The sequence below is a fragment of the Dyadobacter sp. CY323 genome, assembly GCF_021390245.1.
In the GTDB taxonomy this organism is placed as follows: domain Bacteria; phylum Bacteroidota; class Bacteroidia; order Cytophagales; family Spirosomataceae; genus Dyadobacter.
The window spans coordinates 124345-138858 of sequence record NZ_JAJUXH010000004.1; the positions used below are offsets into that span (position 1 = coordinate 124345).

At 46.3% G+C, this 14514-nt stretch carries 13 protein-coding genes; 7 read left to right on the forward strand and 6 right to left on the reverse strand.

Annotation, left to right across the window (positions count from 1 at the left end):
• Positions 1 to 13: 13 nt before the first annotated feature.
• From LZG72_RS09520 to LZG72_RS09530, 3 genes are all read right to left on the reverse strand, one after another.
• Complete coding sequence (locus LZG72_RS09520) at positions 14 to 3589, reverse strand: TonB-dependent receptor (RefSeq protein ID WP_233870770.1); 3576 nt, start codon at positions 3587 to 3589, stop codon at positions 14 to 16.
• 174 nt (positions 3590 to 3763) lie between these two features.
• Positions 3764 to 4873: a FecR family protein gene (locus LZG72_RS09525; RefSeq protein ID WP_233870772.1), complete on the reverse strand. Its 1110-nt coding sequence runs from the start codon at positions 4871 to 4873 to the stop codon at positions 3764 to 3766.
• 86 nt (positions 4874 to 4959) lie between these two features.
• Complete coding sequence (locus tag LZG72_RS09530) at positions 4960 to 5559, reverse strand: RNA polymerase sigma factor (protein WP_233870775.1); 600 nt, start codon at positions 5557 to 5559, stop codon at positions 4960 to 4962.
• A gap of 145 nt (positions 5560 to 5704) precedes the next feature.
• On the opposite strand from LZG72_RS09530, the gene LZG72_RS09535 reads away from it, so the two are divergent.
• Complete coding sequence (locus tag LZG72_RS09535) at positions 5705 to 6772, forward strand: glycoside hydrolase family 76 protein (RefSeq protein ID WP_233870777.1); 1068 nt, start codon at positions 5705 to 5707, stop codon at positions 6770 to 6772.
• 1 nt (position 6773) lies between these two features.
• Here the strand turns inward: LZG72_RS09535 and LZG72_RS09540 are convergent, their stop codons facing one another.
• Complete coding sequence (locus LZG72_RS09540; protein WP_233870778.1) at positions 6774 to 8237, reverse strand: alpha-L-fucosidase; 1464 nt, start codon at positions 8235 to 8237, stop codon at positions 6774 to 6776.
• A gap of 200 nt (positions 8238 to 8437) precedes the next feature.
• Here LZG72_RS09540 and LZG72_RS09545 point away from each other — a divergent pair, with 200 nt between their 5' ends.
• Complete coding sequence (locus tag LZG72_RS09545) at positions 8438 to 8599, forward strand: hypothetical protein (protein WP_233870780.1); 162 nt, start codon at positions 8438 to 8440, stop codon at positions 8597 to 8599.
• A complete protein-coding gene (locus LZG72_RS29135) occupies positions 8596 to 8724 on the forward strand; it encodes a hypothetical protein (RefSeq protein ID WP_255700994.1) in 129 nt (42 codons plus the stop codon). Before LZG72_RS09545 ends, LZG72_RS29135 begins: the two co-directional genes overlap by 4 nt.
• A gap of 197 nt (positions 8725 to 8921) precedes the next feature.
• Here LZG72_RS29135 and LZG72_RS09550 read toward each other — a convergent pair whose 3' ends face one another.
• Positions 8922 to 9956, reverse strand: a complete 1035-nt coding sequence (locus tag LZG72_RS09550; RefSeq protein WP_233870782.1) for an isoaspartyl peptidase/L-asparaginase family protein — start codon at positions 9954 to 9956, stop codon at positions 8922 to 8924.
• Positions 9957 to 10190: 234 nt separating this feature from the next.
• Here LZG72_RS09550 and LZG72_RS09555 point away from each other — a divergent pair, with 234 nt between their 5' ends.
• The 3 genes from LZG72_RS09555 to LZG72_RS09565 are packed head-to-tail and all read left to right on the forward strand — an operon-like array spanning position 10191 to position 12819.
• Positions 10191 to 11075: a hypothetical protein gene (locus LZG72_RS09555; protein WP_233870784.1), complete on the forward strand. Its 885-nt coding sequence runs from the start codon at positions 10191 to 10193 to the stop codon at positions 11073 to 11075.
• Positions 11075 to 11755: an ATP-binding cassette domain-containing protein gene (locus LZG72_RS09560; protein WP_233870785.1), complete on the forward strand. Its 681-nt coding sequence runs from the start codon at positions 11075 to 11077 to the stop codon at positions 11753 to 11755. Before LZG72_RS09555 ends, LZG72_RS09560 begins: the two co-directional genes overlap by 1 nt.
• Entirely contained in the window at positions 11752 to 12819 is a 1068-nt protein-coding gene (locus LZG72_RS09565; protein ID WP_233870786.1) for a hypothetical protein, read from the forward strand. Before LZG72_RS09560 ends, LZG72_RS09565 begins: the two co-directional genes overlap by 4 nt.
• A gap of 5 nt (positions 12820 to 12824) precedes the next feature.
• On the opposite strand, the gene LZG72_RS09570 is transcribed toward LZG72_RS09565, so the two are convergent.
• Positions 12825 to 13538, reverse strand: a complete 714-nt coding sequence (locus LZG72_RS09570; protein ID WP_233870788.1) for an SDR family oxidoreductase — start codon at positions 13536 to 13538, stop codon at positions 12825 to 12827.
• A gap of 171 nt (positions 13539 to 13709) precedes the next feature.
• On the opposite strand from LZG72_RS09570, the gene fabG reads away from it, so the two are divergent.
• On the forward strand, positions 13710 to 14456 hold the full coding sequence (gene fabG / locus LZG72_RS09575) for a 3-oxoacyl-[acyl-carrier-protein] reductase (RefSeq protein ID WP_233870790.1): 747 nt from the start codon (positions 13710 to 13712) through the stop codon (positions 14454 to 14456).
• Positions 14457 to 14514: the final 58 nt, after the last annotated feature.

Below are 14514 nucleotides of genomic sequence, written 5' to 3' on the forward strand. Positions count from 1 at the left end.
TTCTTTGCCTGTTTTAAAATCCGAAGTTGATCCCGATCTGGTACATTTTGGAGTTAGGATAATTTCCCTGGTCCACACCCAATACCGTACTGCCTGGTGTTGAACCGACCGAAGTAACTTCCGGATCGATACCACTGTATTTTGTGATCGTGAAAAGGTTTTGAGCCTGTAAATAGACACGCGCACTTTCAAACCCGATTTTTGACAAAACACCCGTTGGTAATGTGTAACCCAGTGTCAGGTTTTTCATGCGGAAATAAGAACCGTCCTCGATAAAATAGCTGGAAGGCTGCTGGCTGCGGCTGTCGTTTGCATCCAAAATCGGCAATGCGGCATCCGGGTTTTGAGGTGTCCAGGAATCGTTCAGCATGCGGAGACTTCTGTTACCCGCCTGGTTGTTGAAATCAACCCAGCGTTTTACCATGTTGATGATCTGATTGCCTTTCACACCCTGGAAAAATGCCGATAAGTCGAAGTTTTTGTAGCCCACATTCAGGTTGATACCGTAGGTGAAGTCCGGGTGCGGGTTGCCTAGAAACTTGCGGTCGTTGTCGGTAATTGTGCCGTCGCCGTCGGTGTCGTGGTATTTGTATTTACCCACGGCAGCATAGCCGGGATATTTCGGTCCTTTATCCACTTCACCCTGGTTCTGGTAAATGCCGTCGATCTGCAAACCATAGAAGGAATACAATGGCATTCCGGCAACGGAGCGTGTCCAGGTATAGCTGCGTATTGCAGGTCCGAGAAGCACGGCGGATGTGCTGCTGTTCAGCTTTTTAACTTCATTTTTATAAGTCGAAACATTTACACCAACCGAATAGGTCAGATCGCCATTCAATGCTTTGTTATTAAAGTCAATGCCGAGATCAATTCCTTTGTTGTTCATTTCACCAACATTCACGAACGGGATCGTGGCCACACCCTGGGTAGCGGGTAATGAGACCTGATAAAGCATATCCGAAGTGGTACGGTTGTACAAATCCAGATTAAAGGCAAACATTCCTTTCAGGATTGTCGCATCCAGACCAATGTTGGTTTGTGTGGTCGTTTCCCATTTTGCATCGGGATTTCCAAATGCTTCGGTGTCAAATCCGGGTTGGACCGCATTGTTTGAACCGTCGATTGCGTAAGAAGAAAGTCCAAGGTTTGAACGGTAGGTGCTGAAACCGTTGTAGTTACCGATTTCCTGGTTACCCGTTTGTCCCCAGCCCACTCTTAATTTCAGATCGTCCAGCCATGTTAACGGTTTCAGGAAATCTTCTTCCGAAAGTCTCCATCCCGCGCTGAATGCAGGAAATGTACCGTACCGGTTGTTTTGCCCAAAACGCGATGAACCGTCGCGGCGTACCGTGGCTTCAAGCAGGTAACGGTCTTTTAAAGAGTAATTTATTTTTCCGAAAATCGAGAAAAGCGCCCATTCGTAGCCACCGCCTGCATTATTGATACCCGCCGTTCCAGAGCTCAGGAACATGTACTGAGGATCTTCCGAGAAAAATGTAGTACGTGTGGCCGAAAAGTCGCGGCCCGTCCCTTTTATCGCTTCCGTTCCAAGAAGCACGCCAAGTTTATGACTGCCGAATGTTTTATTGTAATTCAATGTGTTCGACCACGTCCAATTGACGTCGTAGGCATTTACATTGGTCAATGCATTGGCAGCCTCGATCTCTGCTTCTTCCAGATCGAGCAGGGTATAGCCCACGCGATTTGCGGCTGTAATGTCGACACCAATGCTGGATTTAACGGTCAGATCTTTTAGAATGTCGGCTTCCAGATATGCATTGCCAAATGCGCGGAAGTTGTTTGTCTGATTTTTTCTGGTTCTCCAAAGCTGCGCAACGGGGTTGGTAGCAGGTCCCAGGCCAGCCGCCCGGGTAGCCGCGAAGTTGCCCATGATGTCATATACCGGGATAATGGAAGGAATCCGGTACCCATTTCCGATCGGGTTGCCATCCTGGTTATTGGCTGAGCTCGCTGTCCCGTTGTTGTTATAGTAACCCTTGTTTTCCGTATAGCTCACTTCCAGGTTTTCACCAATCCGAAAGCGTTTTTTAAAGGTAAACTCCGTATTTGAACGCAATGAATAACGGTTGAAAGAAGTATGGATCAATACCCCATCCTGCTTGAAATAGTTGAAAGCGATGGCATAGCGGCCACTTTCAGTCCCGCCCGTCGCGCCTACATTGTATTCCTGGATCGCAGCCGGACGGAGGATTTCCTTGTGCCAGTCCGTTCCTTCTTTGTTTGCTTTTACGATCTGGTAAAAACCGGTTCGGTTGTAGTTGTACAAAGAAGGGTTGGTTTCTGGGGCTCCTTCAAAAAGCCCGTAGCTTGAACCGGCGAGAATGTAGTCCGGAACGACTGCATTCACTCCGTTACCGTATTGCTGATGCGATGGATTTCCATTAGTCAATACGCCGGCATTTTTGCGTTGCGTCCATAAAAGGTCACCAAATTGCTGGGGATCTTTGATCAGGTCCAGGTCTACTTTACCTGTTTGCAAACCGGCTCTCGAGTTGAATGTAAACCTCGGCGCGCCTGCTTTTCCTTTTTTTGTGGTAATAATAATCACCCCATTTGCAGCTCTCGAACCATAAATAGAAGCCGAAGACGCATCTTTCAGTACCTGCATCGACTCAATGTTGTTCGGGTTGATGCTGTTCAGGCCACCTTTGGTAGGCACACCGTCGATCACATACAAAGGATCGTTGTTGTTGATCGTTCCAAAACCGCGGATACGTACCGTGGCCTCGCCGCCCGGGCTATTGTTGGAAGTAACGGTAACACCCGCCACGCGTCCCTGCAACTGCTGGGCAACGTTTGGCGCCGCCACTTTTGTCAGTTCGGCCGCGTCAACGGTCGAAACAGCACCGGTAATATCTCTTTTAGATTGAGAAGAATAGCCGGTCACTACTACCTCACTCAGCGATTTTACGTCGGATTGAAGGGTCACATCGATTTGCGATCTGTTGGCAATCTCCACTTCCGCAGTCAGAAAGCCGATTGAAGATACAACCAATGTGGTACTGCCATCCGGAACGTTGAGTGCGAACATACCTTCCGCATCGGTGGTTGTTCCAACGGACGAGCTGCCTTTCAGGACAACAGTCGCTCCGGGAATGGTGGAACCTGTGACATCCGCGACCTTACCTTTAATGGAGATATCGATCGATTGAATGGATTTAATGGACGATCCCGAACCCTCCGGCAGAGATTGGCCAGGCTTGGCGCCAGCTCTTTTCAACAGGATCTGTTTTCCCGAAACTTCGTAGGTAACCTGCAATGGCGTCAGAAAATTGTCGAGAATAGCTTCCAGTTTTTCATCTTTTGCATTAAAAGTCACCTTGCGTTGCGAACCGATCAATTCGGGGCTGTACATGAAGTTCACGCCCGAAAGTTTGCCGATCTGACTGAGTGCCGCGCCTATGTTTTGTTCTTTAATGCTAATGGTCAGTTTTCGGTTCAGCACTTCTTGCCCGAATCCCTCGAATGCAAACGAGAGTTGCGAACACCCAACGACGATCAACATTTGTATGAGGCTGATTCTCATAATTTTGAGCAGTGGTTTCTGCCGGTAAAAGGTTTTTTTCATACTTTTGTTTGTTTTGTAGATCATAAAAAATCGGCAAAATGGTCCCCTTTATCCCCCAGGGATATCTTCTTAGCGCCAGCATAGAGAGAGGGATTTATGCAGGGTGAATGATGTTGACGCATCGTTCACCTTTTTTGTTTGTATTCAAATAGATCCGGTTTGGTGAATAATTGATTATCGGCAAGGATTTCCTTTAATGGTGATCGTCTGATCCGAAACCTGGTAAGTCGCTTCAAGGATCGTACAAATCCATTTTAATTTGTTTTCCAAAGGCTCATCATCCAAAGTAGCAGTAATGCTGCATTGCGACATTACATCTTTATTATATTCAATATCAATACCATAGGCTTTTTCCAACGCATCGAAAACTTCGAGTACAGGTGTTTCAGAAAAGATAAAGGGTTGATGTTCAATGGGTATATTCAGCAGTATCGCACTGTTCAGCGTTGATCGGATCAACCTGGCCTGATTTCGCTCGAAAGTGGCCTGCTGATTGGGGGTTAATAATAAGCCAGCCTGTTCTTTATCGGTTTTATATTCATCTGCATTCACATCAGAACGGGTAAAAACAGACACTTTCCCAGTCTTTACCGCTACTAAAATATGTTCTTCCTTTTCTCCCGCTTTTATACTAAAACTGGTCCCGTGAACCTTGGCAACCAGCTCATTGGCATATACAAAAAATGGCTGCTCGGGATTTTTGGTAACTTCGAAAAATGCCTCGCCAGTCAGTTCAACTTCCCTCCGCAACGAATCGAACTGTTCAGGGAAGGTAATTCCGCTGTTTTTATGCAGTACCACCGAGCTACCATCCGGTAACTGAACATATTTAAAAGCGCGGTCTTGATTTTCAATGGTAATGGCTCTCGAAGATCCTGCTATCGAAATCACCGATCCCGCTGCTGGTACCTGGCTATTATTTTTATAAATCCTGAAAACGGCGAAAGCCACCCCGAATGCGATCACTATCGTTGCCGCTGCATTCCAGGTAAAAAACCGGAACAGCACCCTCACATTTGCATTTCCTCCGATCTCTATTTGTTTTGCTCTTCTTAATGCCTGTCTGATTTTAAAGTCAATATGCTGATCGGTTAGCTTTTTGTCGGCTGAAAGAACGGATTTTACAAGTTGTCTCGCTTTTGAAACAGCCTTTCGTTTTTCTTCATTATTGCCGGCCCATTCTTCCCATATCTGGTTTTCATCGGGCCGTTCATCCCTCGCCCATGCTATAAATGCGGGGTTGTCGAGTAGTTGTTTTAATAAAGCTTCGGAAGCTGGTTCCATTGACACGGACAATGTTTTTTTACATTATCCGATTTTCTCGCCGGGATACTCACTTGGGTAGGATTATTTTTTATTTTTTTTAATAATTAGTACAAAGTTTGGCAAAAGGCATAAAAAAGGAGAGAAAATGAGCTCTGTGGCCAGAGGTTACGAAGGTTAGAAAGGGCTCGCTGAATGATGTTACTTACTGACTGCGCATTGATGGAGAGTAAATTGGCGATCTCTTCCGGTTTGAGATTTTGGAAGTAGCGTAAATAAATAACTTCCTGCTGGCGGGAGGGGAGGCGTTCGAGTATGGTCTTAATCTGTTTTTTCATAGCCAGATCACTTTCAACCTGGATCATCGACTCTTCACAGGAAAACTCGGAATGCAGGTCAATCAGATAATCGGTCAGCTCGACCTCGTTGATGGGTTTGAGGGTTTTGAGAATGCGGTGACGAAAAGATTTGATCAGGTAGAATTTCACAGAAGGCGTTTCATTGATTGACTCTCTGTGAAGCCACAAATGGACAAGCAAATCCTGTAAAGTATCTTCGATGAGCTGCATATTAGGCGTAAAACGCAGGCCGTACTGGATCAAGGTGCGGTAATGACGCCGGGCAAGTTCCGAGTAGGCAATTTCGTCCCCGTTTCGGAGGTAATTCCAGAGTGTGACGTCATCCGTATTATCAGAAAAATTTGCCAATGAATGTTCAAGATTGTGGTGCTAATCAAAAATAGGCATTGTGTTTTTTAAAAGAAATAGTGTTTTGCATATTATTGAAATAACAAAATTTTATTGTTTTATTTTACAAATGACAGTTTCAATGCGGTTTAAAAAGTTTGCCATCATGTATAGATATCTCCTCGTTATCCCGGTATTCCTGGCTTTCAGCGAACTAGCCGGGGCGCAGGCCACGCCGGATTACAAATCCCGGATGGGGCAGATCATGTGGAATATCCAGAAGAATTTTTACGAACCTTCGACCGGGCTTTTTATCGAAACAAACGGCAAAAACGATAAGCCGCATTCATATTTATGGCCATTGTGCGCGCTGATACAGGCTGCCGACGAAGTGGAGACGGTGCTACCTGGCCGGCAGTATTTGAAGCCGGTGCTTGGCGCTATCGAACAGTACCATAACACAGAAGCACCTGCGCCCGGTTACCAGGCGTATGTCACAAAAGAGGGAAAAGACTCGCGGTTTTATGATGATAACCAATGGATTGGAATCGCGTGCATGGATGCATATAACCGGACTGCGGACAAATCGTACCTGGCAGTAGCCGAGGAAATCTATCGGTTTCAAATGACTGGCTACGACATGAAGGCGGGTGGGGGATTGTATTGGAAGGAAGATGAGAAAAATACGAAAAATACCTGTTCCAATGGTCCGGGAATCTTGCTCGCGCTGCAACTTTATAAAATCACAAAGGATAAACAGTACCTGGAAACGGGCGTCCAACTTTATGAATGGACTAAAAAGAATCTCCGTTCGCCCGAAGGGTTATATTATGATGCGATCAAAGTGCCGGGGTTAAAAATTGATTCGGCGAAATACACGTATAATACCGGTACTATGCTGCAATCCACGGTTTTACTATACAACCTAACCGGCGATCAGCGGTATCTGGAGGAAGCGAAACTGATGGCGGAGGCTTCCAAAAAGTACTTTTATAAAAACGGCCGGCTGCCGGACCATTATTGGTTCAATGTGGTGCTGCTCCGGGGTTTCGAAGAGTTGTATAAAGTGGATAAAACTGCGGGAGATTTCCAGATGTTTACGGACGATGCGGAGCGGATCTGGAAAGACGAAAAAGACGAAACCGGTCTGCTGGGCCGCAAACCGGTTAAATCCCTGATCGATCAGGCCGCCATGCTCGAAATGTTCGGCAGGCTGGAACGGTTGGAAAAGTAGCTTACTCCGAATCCTTATAAACCCCAAACTCACTGATTGCGACACTTACGGGAGATTTGGTAATTCTTAGTCTGACTTTCTGAGTGGTAACCGGAGCTTCGAGTTTGATGATCTTTTTGGCGCCGATGCTTGTGCCTTTGCAGATTTCTTTCCATTCGTTACCCTGCCATGCATCTACCGCAAATGCTTCGATCCGCTGACCCAGTTTTATAAATTCCTGAACACTAACGATATCAAATACCACAGGCTGGCTCATATCAATGGTCACTTCGGGGGTTTTGAAATCGTCGTCGGTTGCCCAATAGGTTTCAGGTCTGCCATCCAGGATGTTTTTTGCGCTGTAAATGGAGTTGTATCCCCGCACATTCACGGCTTTTGATGCGGCACGACTCGCCAGATTGGTCGAAAAAGTTTCGCGCACGTGATCTCCGAATGCTTTTAATGCAGCAACATCGTCTGCATGTAACTGGCCTCTCGTATCTGGTGCCAGTCCGAGATCTAATGCAGCTCCCCGGCCAACGCTTTTAAGGTATAGGTCAAATAGCTTCTCGGGTGTTTTTGGCTTTTCTGTCGGGTGATAAAACCATCCTTTGCGAAGTGGGACATCGCACTCTGCCGGTATCCAAAACTTCCCATTCCGCGTTCCGCCAGGGTTTTCGGTCGCATTGGCCTGACCAGGTACGGCCACATTCTGACCTTCCGATGGTTTCGGGGTCAACGTCGCCCAGGAAGTTTCATTTACGCTGCCGTCTTCGTTTCCGGCCCAGCGCACGTCCCAGCCAATGTCGCTGAAAATGCTGGCAGTCGGCTGCAGTTTCCGGGTAAGATTGGTCCAGGTCGAATCCCATTGGTAGTAGGTAGTGTTATCGATGGAGCGTTTTTCCCTGGCACCGCCGTAGTAGCCGTCACCACCGTTTGCACCATCATGCCATGACATGAAAAGTTCACCGTAATTCGAATAAAGCTCTTTGAGCTGTTCACGGTAAATCGCAAGATACTCCGGCGTACCATACTTGGCATTGTTACGGTCCCAGGGAGAACAGTATACACCGAATTTCAGACCGTGTTTTCGGGCAGCGTCTGCCACTTCTTTTACCAAATCACCTTTTCCGTCCCGAAATGGGCTTTTTGTGATATTATATTCCGTCGTTTTTGTCGGCCATAATGCAAACCCATCGTGGTGTTTGGCAACCAGTACAATCCCTTTTAGTCCACCAGCTTTCGCAGCGAGAATAATCTGCTCGGCATTGAAATCGCTGGGGTTGAACGTCTTGGGATCGGCATCTCCAAAGCCCCATTCCTTGTTTTCAAATGTGGTTGGGGTGAAGTGTATGAGGCCGTAAACTTCGGTTTCGTGCCACGCAACTTGCCTTGGGGCAGGCACTGCACCGTAAGGTTTCGGAGGGGTTTGGGCAGAGGCGTTTAATGCCGAGAAGAAGAAAAAGGCGGCTAAAAATTTTGTCATTTTTATATAGGTATCTGGTAGTAAGTATCAGTATTATCGAAAAGTGAAGATCGGTTTTTTTAGAACAGTTCACTAATTATGTTAACCTAAATTCCCCAACTCAAATTATGTCAGGTCGGTTGGAAGGTTTAATAACAAAATCCTTAATTTTAATTAATAAATTTAAGATGCTACTAACGTTCAAAATAAATTTCAAAGGTATGTTTAACATTGTCGAAAACTATATGGAATTGAAAAAGAACATGGGTACTCTGATCAATAAGTCGGGTTATAAGAACTCGTTTCTGGCAGAGCAGATCGGCATTCCGGCCCTACATTCAGCGTTAAAAAACAGCGGGGAAGCTGGACGGAAGCCGAAATGAAGCAAATATTGGACATCATTGAAAATGAAAAGCTGGAAGACTATTTTTTGCTTGAACTGATGCGAGCCGAAAGCAACGAACCCCGACTACCTGTGTCTGATTTGAAAAAAGAAATGGGATGGTAGTTCAATATGTCAAAAAGTTTAAGAAAGATCTGAGAAGTACCCCAATAGATATCCAAAAAAGAGTATTCGATGTAATCGCAAGGTTGGAATCTGCGCAAAACCTTGAAGCATCAGGTCTCGATTATAAGAATGGAGGGCCAGAAAAGCAGTGAAAACTATTTCCGCATTCGGGTAGGCGACTGGCGGATCGGTATGGATCAGGAGAAATGGCTTTTGGAGTTGATGACTTTTCCTTTGCCGCCTTTTTCGGTTACGGTATAATTAAAACCTTTTTGAATGGAGTAGGCGCCAATTTCGCCCTGTTTGTTGATGGCAATAAAACCAACCTGGAACGTTTTGGCTTTCTCCGGATTGATCTTGATTATGCGCTCGATCGCTTTTTTACAAGCTTCCATCGGAGAAGCTCCGTTCCGCATTAACTCCACAATGGTATGTGTTCCACAAATTCGGATCACTTCTTCACCCTGGCCCGAGCCGGTCGCGGCACCCACTTCGTTGTCCACATATAGTCCAGAACCGATGATCGGCGAATCGCCGACCCGGCCGCGCATTTTGAAACCCATTCCACTCGTCGTACACATGCCCGAAAGATTTCCGGATGCATCTAGTGCGAGCGTACCCATCGTATCGTGGTTCACCGAGCCGTCATCGAAATGACTTGGAGCAAATGGGCCGTGACCTTTCGGTTTGGATTGCTGATGTTCTATGTTGATAACCGGCTTGTATTCAGCCTTTTTGAGCCATTCCTGATACGCTTTCGCAGCATCGGGTGAGAGCTCGCCAGATTCCAGTTTTATGCCGCTTGCTACCGCAAATTGCTGGGCGCCTTCGCCAGCCAAAAATACGTGAGGCGTGTTTTCCATCAGTTTTCTAGCAAGTGTGATCGGATGCTTTACGCGTTCGACAAATGCGACGGAACCACAATTAAACTTATCGTCCATGAGGCAGGCATCGAGGGTTACGTGTCCGTCACGGTCGGGGTTCCCGCCAAGTCCGACGCAACAGTTTACCTCGTTTTCCATTGCAATGGCGGCTTGTTCCACGGCATCCAATGCTCTTCCGCCTTTTTCAAGCACCGGCCACGCACCACCATTTGCGATCTGACCACTATCCCAGGTCGAAATGACAATAGGCTTGTTTACTGCGGGTGTTTTAGCAAATAACTGTTGGATGTTTGTAAAAGGCAAAGAAAACGCAGACATGCGCAAGAAAGACCGGCGGTTCGATTTCATAGGAGGCTGATTAGTATGGGAGAACAAGGTGGCAACAGACAATTTTAAAAATTATTTTAAAAAACTTGCGGCTTTAATTTAAAATAATTTCAAATATACATGCTACGGGGAACCGTGCAAATGAAAGTACAAAATTTTGTCCTGTTGCAGGGTAAGTTATTTTAATGTTGAGATTTTGTATTTTGTTTGTACCAAGTTTGGACAAGCCAAATGCAAGACCCAAAGAACCCTATCATGAATCCTGAAAAAGGGAGCGTCGACGTTGCTGTCAGCGCCTACGGAAAACCGTATCAAACCGCAGTCACATTACTCACCTTAATGAAGCATTCCGGGCAGTGGATCGACAAGATTTACTTTGTCGAAGAGAAGAAGCAACCGGAAATTGTCAGCTATAAATTTTTGTATAAGATCTTTACTGGCAGGATTATTCGTTACAAACCTCTTTTCTGGTTTGCCTACGATCGGATCGGTACCAAGCTGCGAAGAATCGGGGTATATCGCCGGGCCATCCGATATCAGTATGCCTGGGAAAAGACCAACAAAAAATACCTGCTTTTAATACATAACGACATGTATTTCAAGGATGATCTGGTTGGGCAGTATCTGATGAACATCGGCGATCATACGGGGATCGGCAAAGTAGGGCAATGCTGGAATTGCCCCGCGCATTCGGCTGGACGGTGCAGCGGCGAAAATTATCTGCAGTACAGGCCGGACTATAACGAAATCATGGAAATGTCGGCGCAATATCCCGGTCCGCGCAGTCCGGTTTACGAAGCGTATATCGACCGGAATACGCCGTGGCCTTTGCCTGAATGCAGGCTGAATGAGTATGTCTCGATGATCAATATTAAAAAAGCGAGACCGGCGACAGCGCCTTTCGGGAAGGCTACGCCGATCGGTTCCAATAATGCGATTGATACGGGTGTGGAATGGTTCAGGGATGTGAGCAGAATGGGACATACATTCCGTCATTTCGACTACGAACCGTACGCCACGCACAGCTGGGTCAGCCTCAGAAATTCGGGTCACGAGGCGCTTTTCAATAGTGAGCTGTATAAATATGAAGAGTCGGTTGCGTTACAATGTCTGATGGATGAATTCAATTACAAGCCTTAATGCAAAAAGATTTTCAAAATCAGATAGATAAACCCGGGGGAGTAGTTCTCGAAATTCAGGATCTTCACCAGCGTTACGGTGATCTGGAAATACTATCAATCTCTTCATTCCGGATAGAACACGGTATTTACTGGATCCAGGGGGAGAATGGTGCGGGCAAGTCCACGCTTTTCAGAACCTTGTCGGGGATGCTGCCGTATGTAGGTGACGTTACTTTAAATGGACAGTATAACCTCAGGAAACATCCCGTCGATTATCGGCTGAGGTTAAATCTAGGTGAAGCGGAGCCACTTTACCCCTCATTTTTGACCCCGTCCGACCTGATCGATTTTGTTGCGGAAGCTAAAAAGGCCCCGGCTGGGCAAAGGGATAAACTGATTGACGCATTAGGGATTAATTATCTCAAAAATTCCTTCGGGAGCTGTTCCAGCGGCATGGTAAAAAAGGTGTCGCTGGCACTGGCTTTTCTCGGCGAGCCATCCGTAATTATCCTGGACGAGCCGCTCATTACCATTGACAGAGACGCACAGGCAGCATTATTCGGTCTGATCCGATCGTATCATGAAGCTGGGGTTACGTTCCTGCTTTCTTCCCATCAGCTTTTTCAGCAGGATGGATTGCAGGTTACTGAGACGTTTGCATTAAAAAACAAAAATCTCGTAAGCATCTCTCATTCATGAAAACTTTGATGATTTCGACCGTGTCGGCGTTTTTCAGGCAACGGGCGGGGATGTTCTTTGTAATACTGGGAATTCTGTTCGGTTTTTTGAGTGGACGGGAGCATCACGCATTCGCCGTTTTTTTTCTAACCGGGTCGTTCGGGATGCTTTATTTGTTTGGAATCTGGCTCGTTTATACGCTGATCTGCGTCCAGTTTTTAATGCAGATCTGGAAATTGCCTGAGTACACATTCATCTACCATTGCCGGATGTGGCCCGATTTAAAACGGTTGAGCCGGTTTTTGATCCTCGGTCTGGGTTTTTTGCAACCCATTCTATTCTACGGCATTTATCTGATATCCATTTCTGTACAGGATCAGGCTACGGATCAGGTCTGGCCGATTTTCGTCTTTTATTTTGTCTTAACACTCGGTATCGCTTTCGCGGCGGAATGGAGAATCCGGAACCCGGTATTATATGTTGCCAACAGCAGTCGCATTATTAATCTACCTTTCGCAAGACCCAATTCCTGGATTTACTGGACCATGGAATGGCTTTTCCGGGAAAGAGGCGTCACGATGCTGGTGGGTAAAATGGGGGCGATTCTGGTATCGGTGGGAACCATGCTTTATTATAGTACGGATAACTATGACATCCGGCTTCCCGCAGTTGGGCTGTCATTCGCGTACATGCTTAACCTGGGTATTTCGTATGAATTTTTTAAATGGGAAACCAGTATCTGGCTGTGGGGCAGAACGTTACCATTCTCAGATGGAAACCGGTTTGTCAAAATGCTGGTGTTGCACGCGATACTGATCATTCCAGAAACATTGGCGGCGATGAGGAATGCGTCCCTCACGATCTTTGAAGTAGCGCAGCTTTACGCGCTGGGCCTTTCGATCCTGATCTTATCACACCTTTTTTTGTATAAAAAAGAAGGCCTGCAAGACGATTCCATGCAGACCTTCCTGTTTGGCTTTATCGGCCTTACCTTGTTGATTTTATATAAAATACCTCTTTTGCTGATCGCCGGGGCGGCTATTGCATTTTCTTTTTACATTTATCCCAAATGGTATAAAGTGTAGGAAAGCTATTTTGGCGGCATGGATGGTCTCACTTCAATTTTGCTCGGCAGCGTTCTGGCGGGCATTTTGATCAGGTCTGAAACCATTTGGCCGATGTCTTCCGGCTGGATCTTCCACGCATCTTTTTCAGACGGTTTGTGATCATTGAATTCCGTGGCGACCGAGCCAGGCATAATGGTCGTTACTTTAATCCCTGCATTCCGCACGTCCAGCATCATAGCCTGCGAAAAGCCAACAAGTCCGAATTTACTCGCATTGTAGGCGGCACCTTTTTCAAAGAAGTTGGTACCGGCCAGACTTGCGATGTTGATGAAATAGCCTTTTGATTCGGTTAATGCCGGGATAGAAGCTTTTGCGCTGAAAAACACGCCAGTGAGATTAATGTCAATTGTTTCCTGCCAGAGTTCTGCCGAAAGTTCTTGTATCGGAGCAAAATGGCCGACTCCTGCGTTGGCGATGAAGTAGTTAAGCTGGCCCCATTTATCCAGAACCAGTTGAACGGCTTTTTCCTGCGATTGCAAATTCCGCACATCGGCTTCAATTCCAATGGCATAACCTTCCCGTATTTTATTCAGCTCCGCAGTGGCTTTATCCACGTTTTCCTGCGAACGGCTGGTGATTGCGACGTAGATCCCTTCACGGACCAGTACCTCCGCGATACCGTATCCGATGCCTTTTGAACCGCCGGTAATGAGTGCAGTTTTGATTGATTCTGACATTATTCTGATGATAATTAAATGAAAAATGAACGTACTGTTGCAACAGTCACGGAAGTCAGAAGGTTTTAAAAAAAGGTTGCCACGGTCAAAATTGTGCGGGTTCATTGCCCATCTCTATGCAATATTCTATTTTTGCCCGAAGTAATTCATTTTGACAGATTAACACCATTTATGAAAATAGTCGAAAATAAGGTGGCATTGGTTACAGGTGCTTCGCGCGGGATTGGCCGTTCTATTGCATTACGCCTCGCTCAGGAAGGCGCAGACGTTGCATTTACCTATTTATCCAGTGTTGAAAAAGGAGAGGCATTGGCAAAAGAACTGGAAGCATTTGGCGTCCGTGCAAAAGGGTACCGCTCCGATGCATCCGATTTTCAGTCTGCGGATCAGCTTGTTACGGATGTTCTGGCTGATTTCGGGAAGCTGGATATTTTGATCAATAATGCCGGTGTGACCCGTGACGGATTGTTGATGCGAATGAGTGAGGAGCAATGGGATACGGTCATTAACATCAATCTTAAATCGGTTTTTAATCTGACAAAAGCGGCTACTAAAAGCATGATCCGCGCAAAAAGCGGGTCTATAATCAATATCACCTCGGTAGTTGGGATCCGCGGTAATGCAGGACAATCCAACTACGCGGCGTCAAAAGCAGGTATTATTGGTTTTACAAAGTCGATCGCACTGGAACTGGGTTCGCGAAATATACGCTCAAATGCGGTTGCGCCGGGTTTTATAGAGACGGAAATGACCGGGGCTGTTGAATCCAAAGCGGTAGAGGAATGGAAACAATCCATTCCAATGAAGCGCGGCGGCCAGCCCGAGGAAGTGGCGGATGCGTGCGTTTTTCTGGCTTCCGATTTATCGCGTTACATTACCGGCCAGGTTATTCAGGTCGACGGCGGTATGTTAACCTAGTGTCTTTCTTCGTTAGTGAAATAGCTGGCAGTTTCGTTGTATATTGTAACGTTGCCAG

Coding starts and splice junctions, on each gene's coding strand:
- LZG72_RS09520 (WP_233870770.1), bottom strand. CDS start 3,589: ATGAAAAAAACCTTTTACCGGCAGAAACCACTGCTCAAAATTATGAGA.
- LZG72_RS09525 (WP_233870772.1), bottom strand. CDS start 4,873: ATGGAACCAGCTTCCGAAGCTTTATTAAAACAACTACTCGACAACCCC.
- LZG72_RS09535 (WP_233870777.1), top strand. CDS start 5,705: ATGTATAGATATCTCCTCGTTATCCCGGTATTCCTGGCTTTCAGCGAA.
- LZG72_RS09540 (WP_233870778.1), bottom strand. CDS start 8,237: ATGACAAAATTTTTAGCCGCCTTTTTCTTCTTCTCGGCATTAAACGCC.
- LZG72_RS09545 (WP_233870780.1), top strand. CDS start 8,438: ATGTTTAACATTGTCGAAAACTATATGGAATTGAAAAAGAACATGGGT.
- LZG72_RS29135 (WP_255700994.1), top strand. CDS start 8,596: ATGAAGCAAATATTGGACATCATTGAAAATGAAAAGCTGGAAGACTAT.
- LZG72_RS09550 (WP_233870782.1), bottom strand. CDS start 9,956: ATGAAATCGAACCGCCGGTCTTTCTTGCGCATGTCTGCGTTTTCTTTG.
- LZG72_RS09555 (WP_233870784.1), top strand. CDS start 10,191: ATGAATCCTGAAAAAGGGAGCGTCGACGTTGCTGTCAGCGCCTACGGA.
- LZG72_RS09560 (WP_233870785.1), top strand. CDS start 11,075: ATGCAAAAAGATTTTCAAAATCAGATAGATAAACCCGGGGGAGTAGTT.
- LZG72_RS09565 (WP_233870786.1), top strand. CDS start 11,752: ATGAAAACTTTGATGATTTCGACCGTGTCGGCGTTTTTCAGGCAACGG.
- LZG72_RS09570 (WP_233870788.1), bottom strand. CDS start 13,538: ATGTCAGAATCAATCAAAACTGCACTCATTACCGGCGGTTCAAAAGGC.
- fabG (WP_233870790.1), top strand. CDS start 13,710: ATGAAAATAGTCGAAAATAAGGTGGCATTGGTTACAGGTGCTTCGCGC.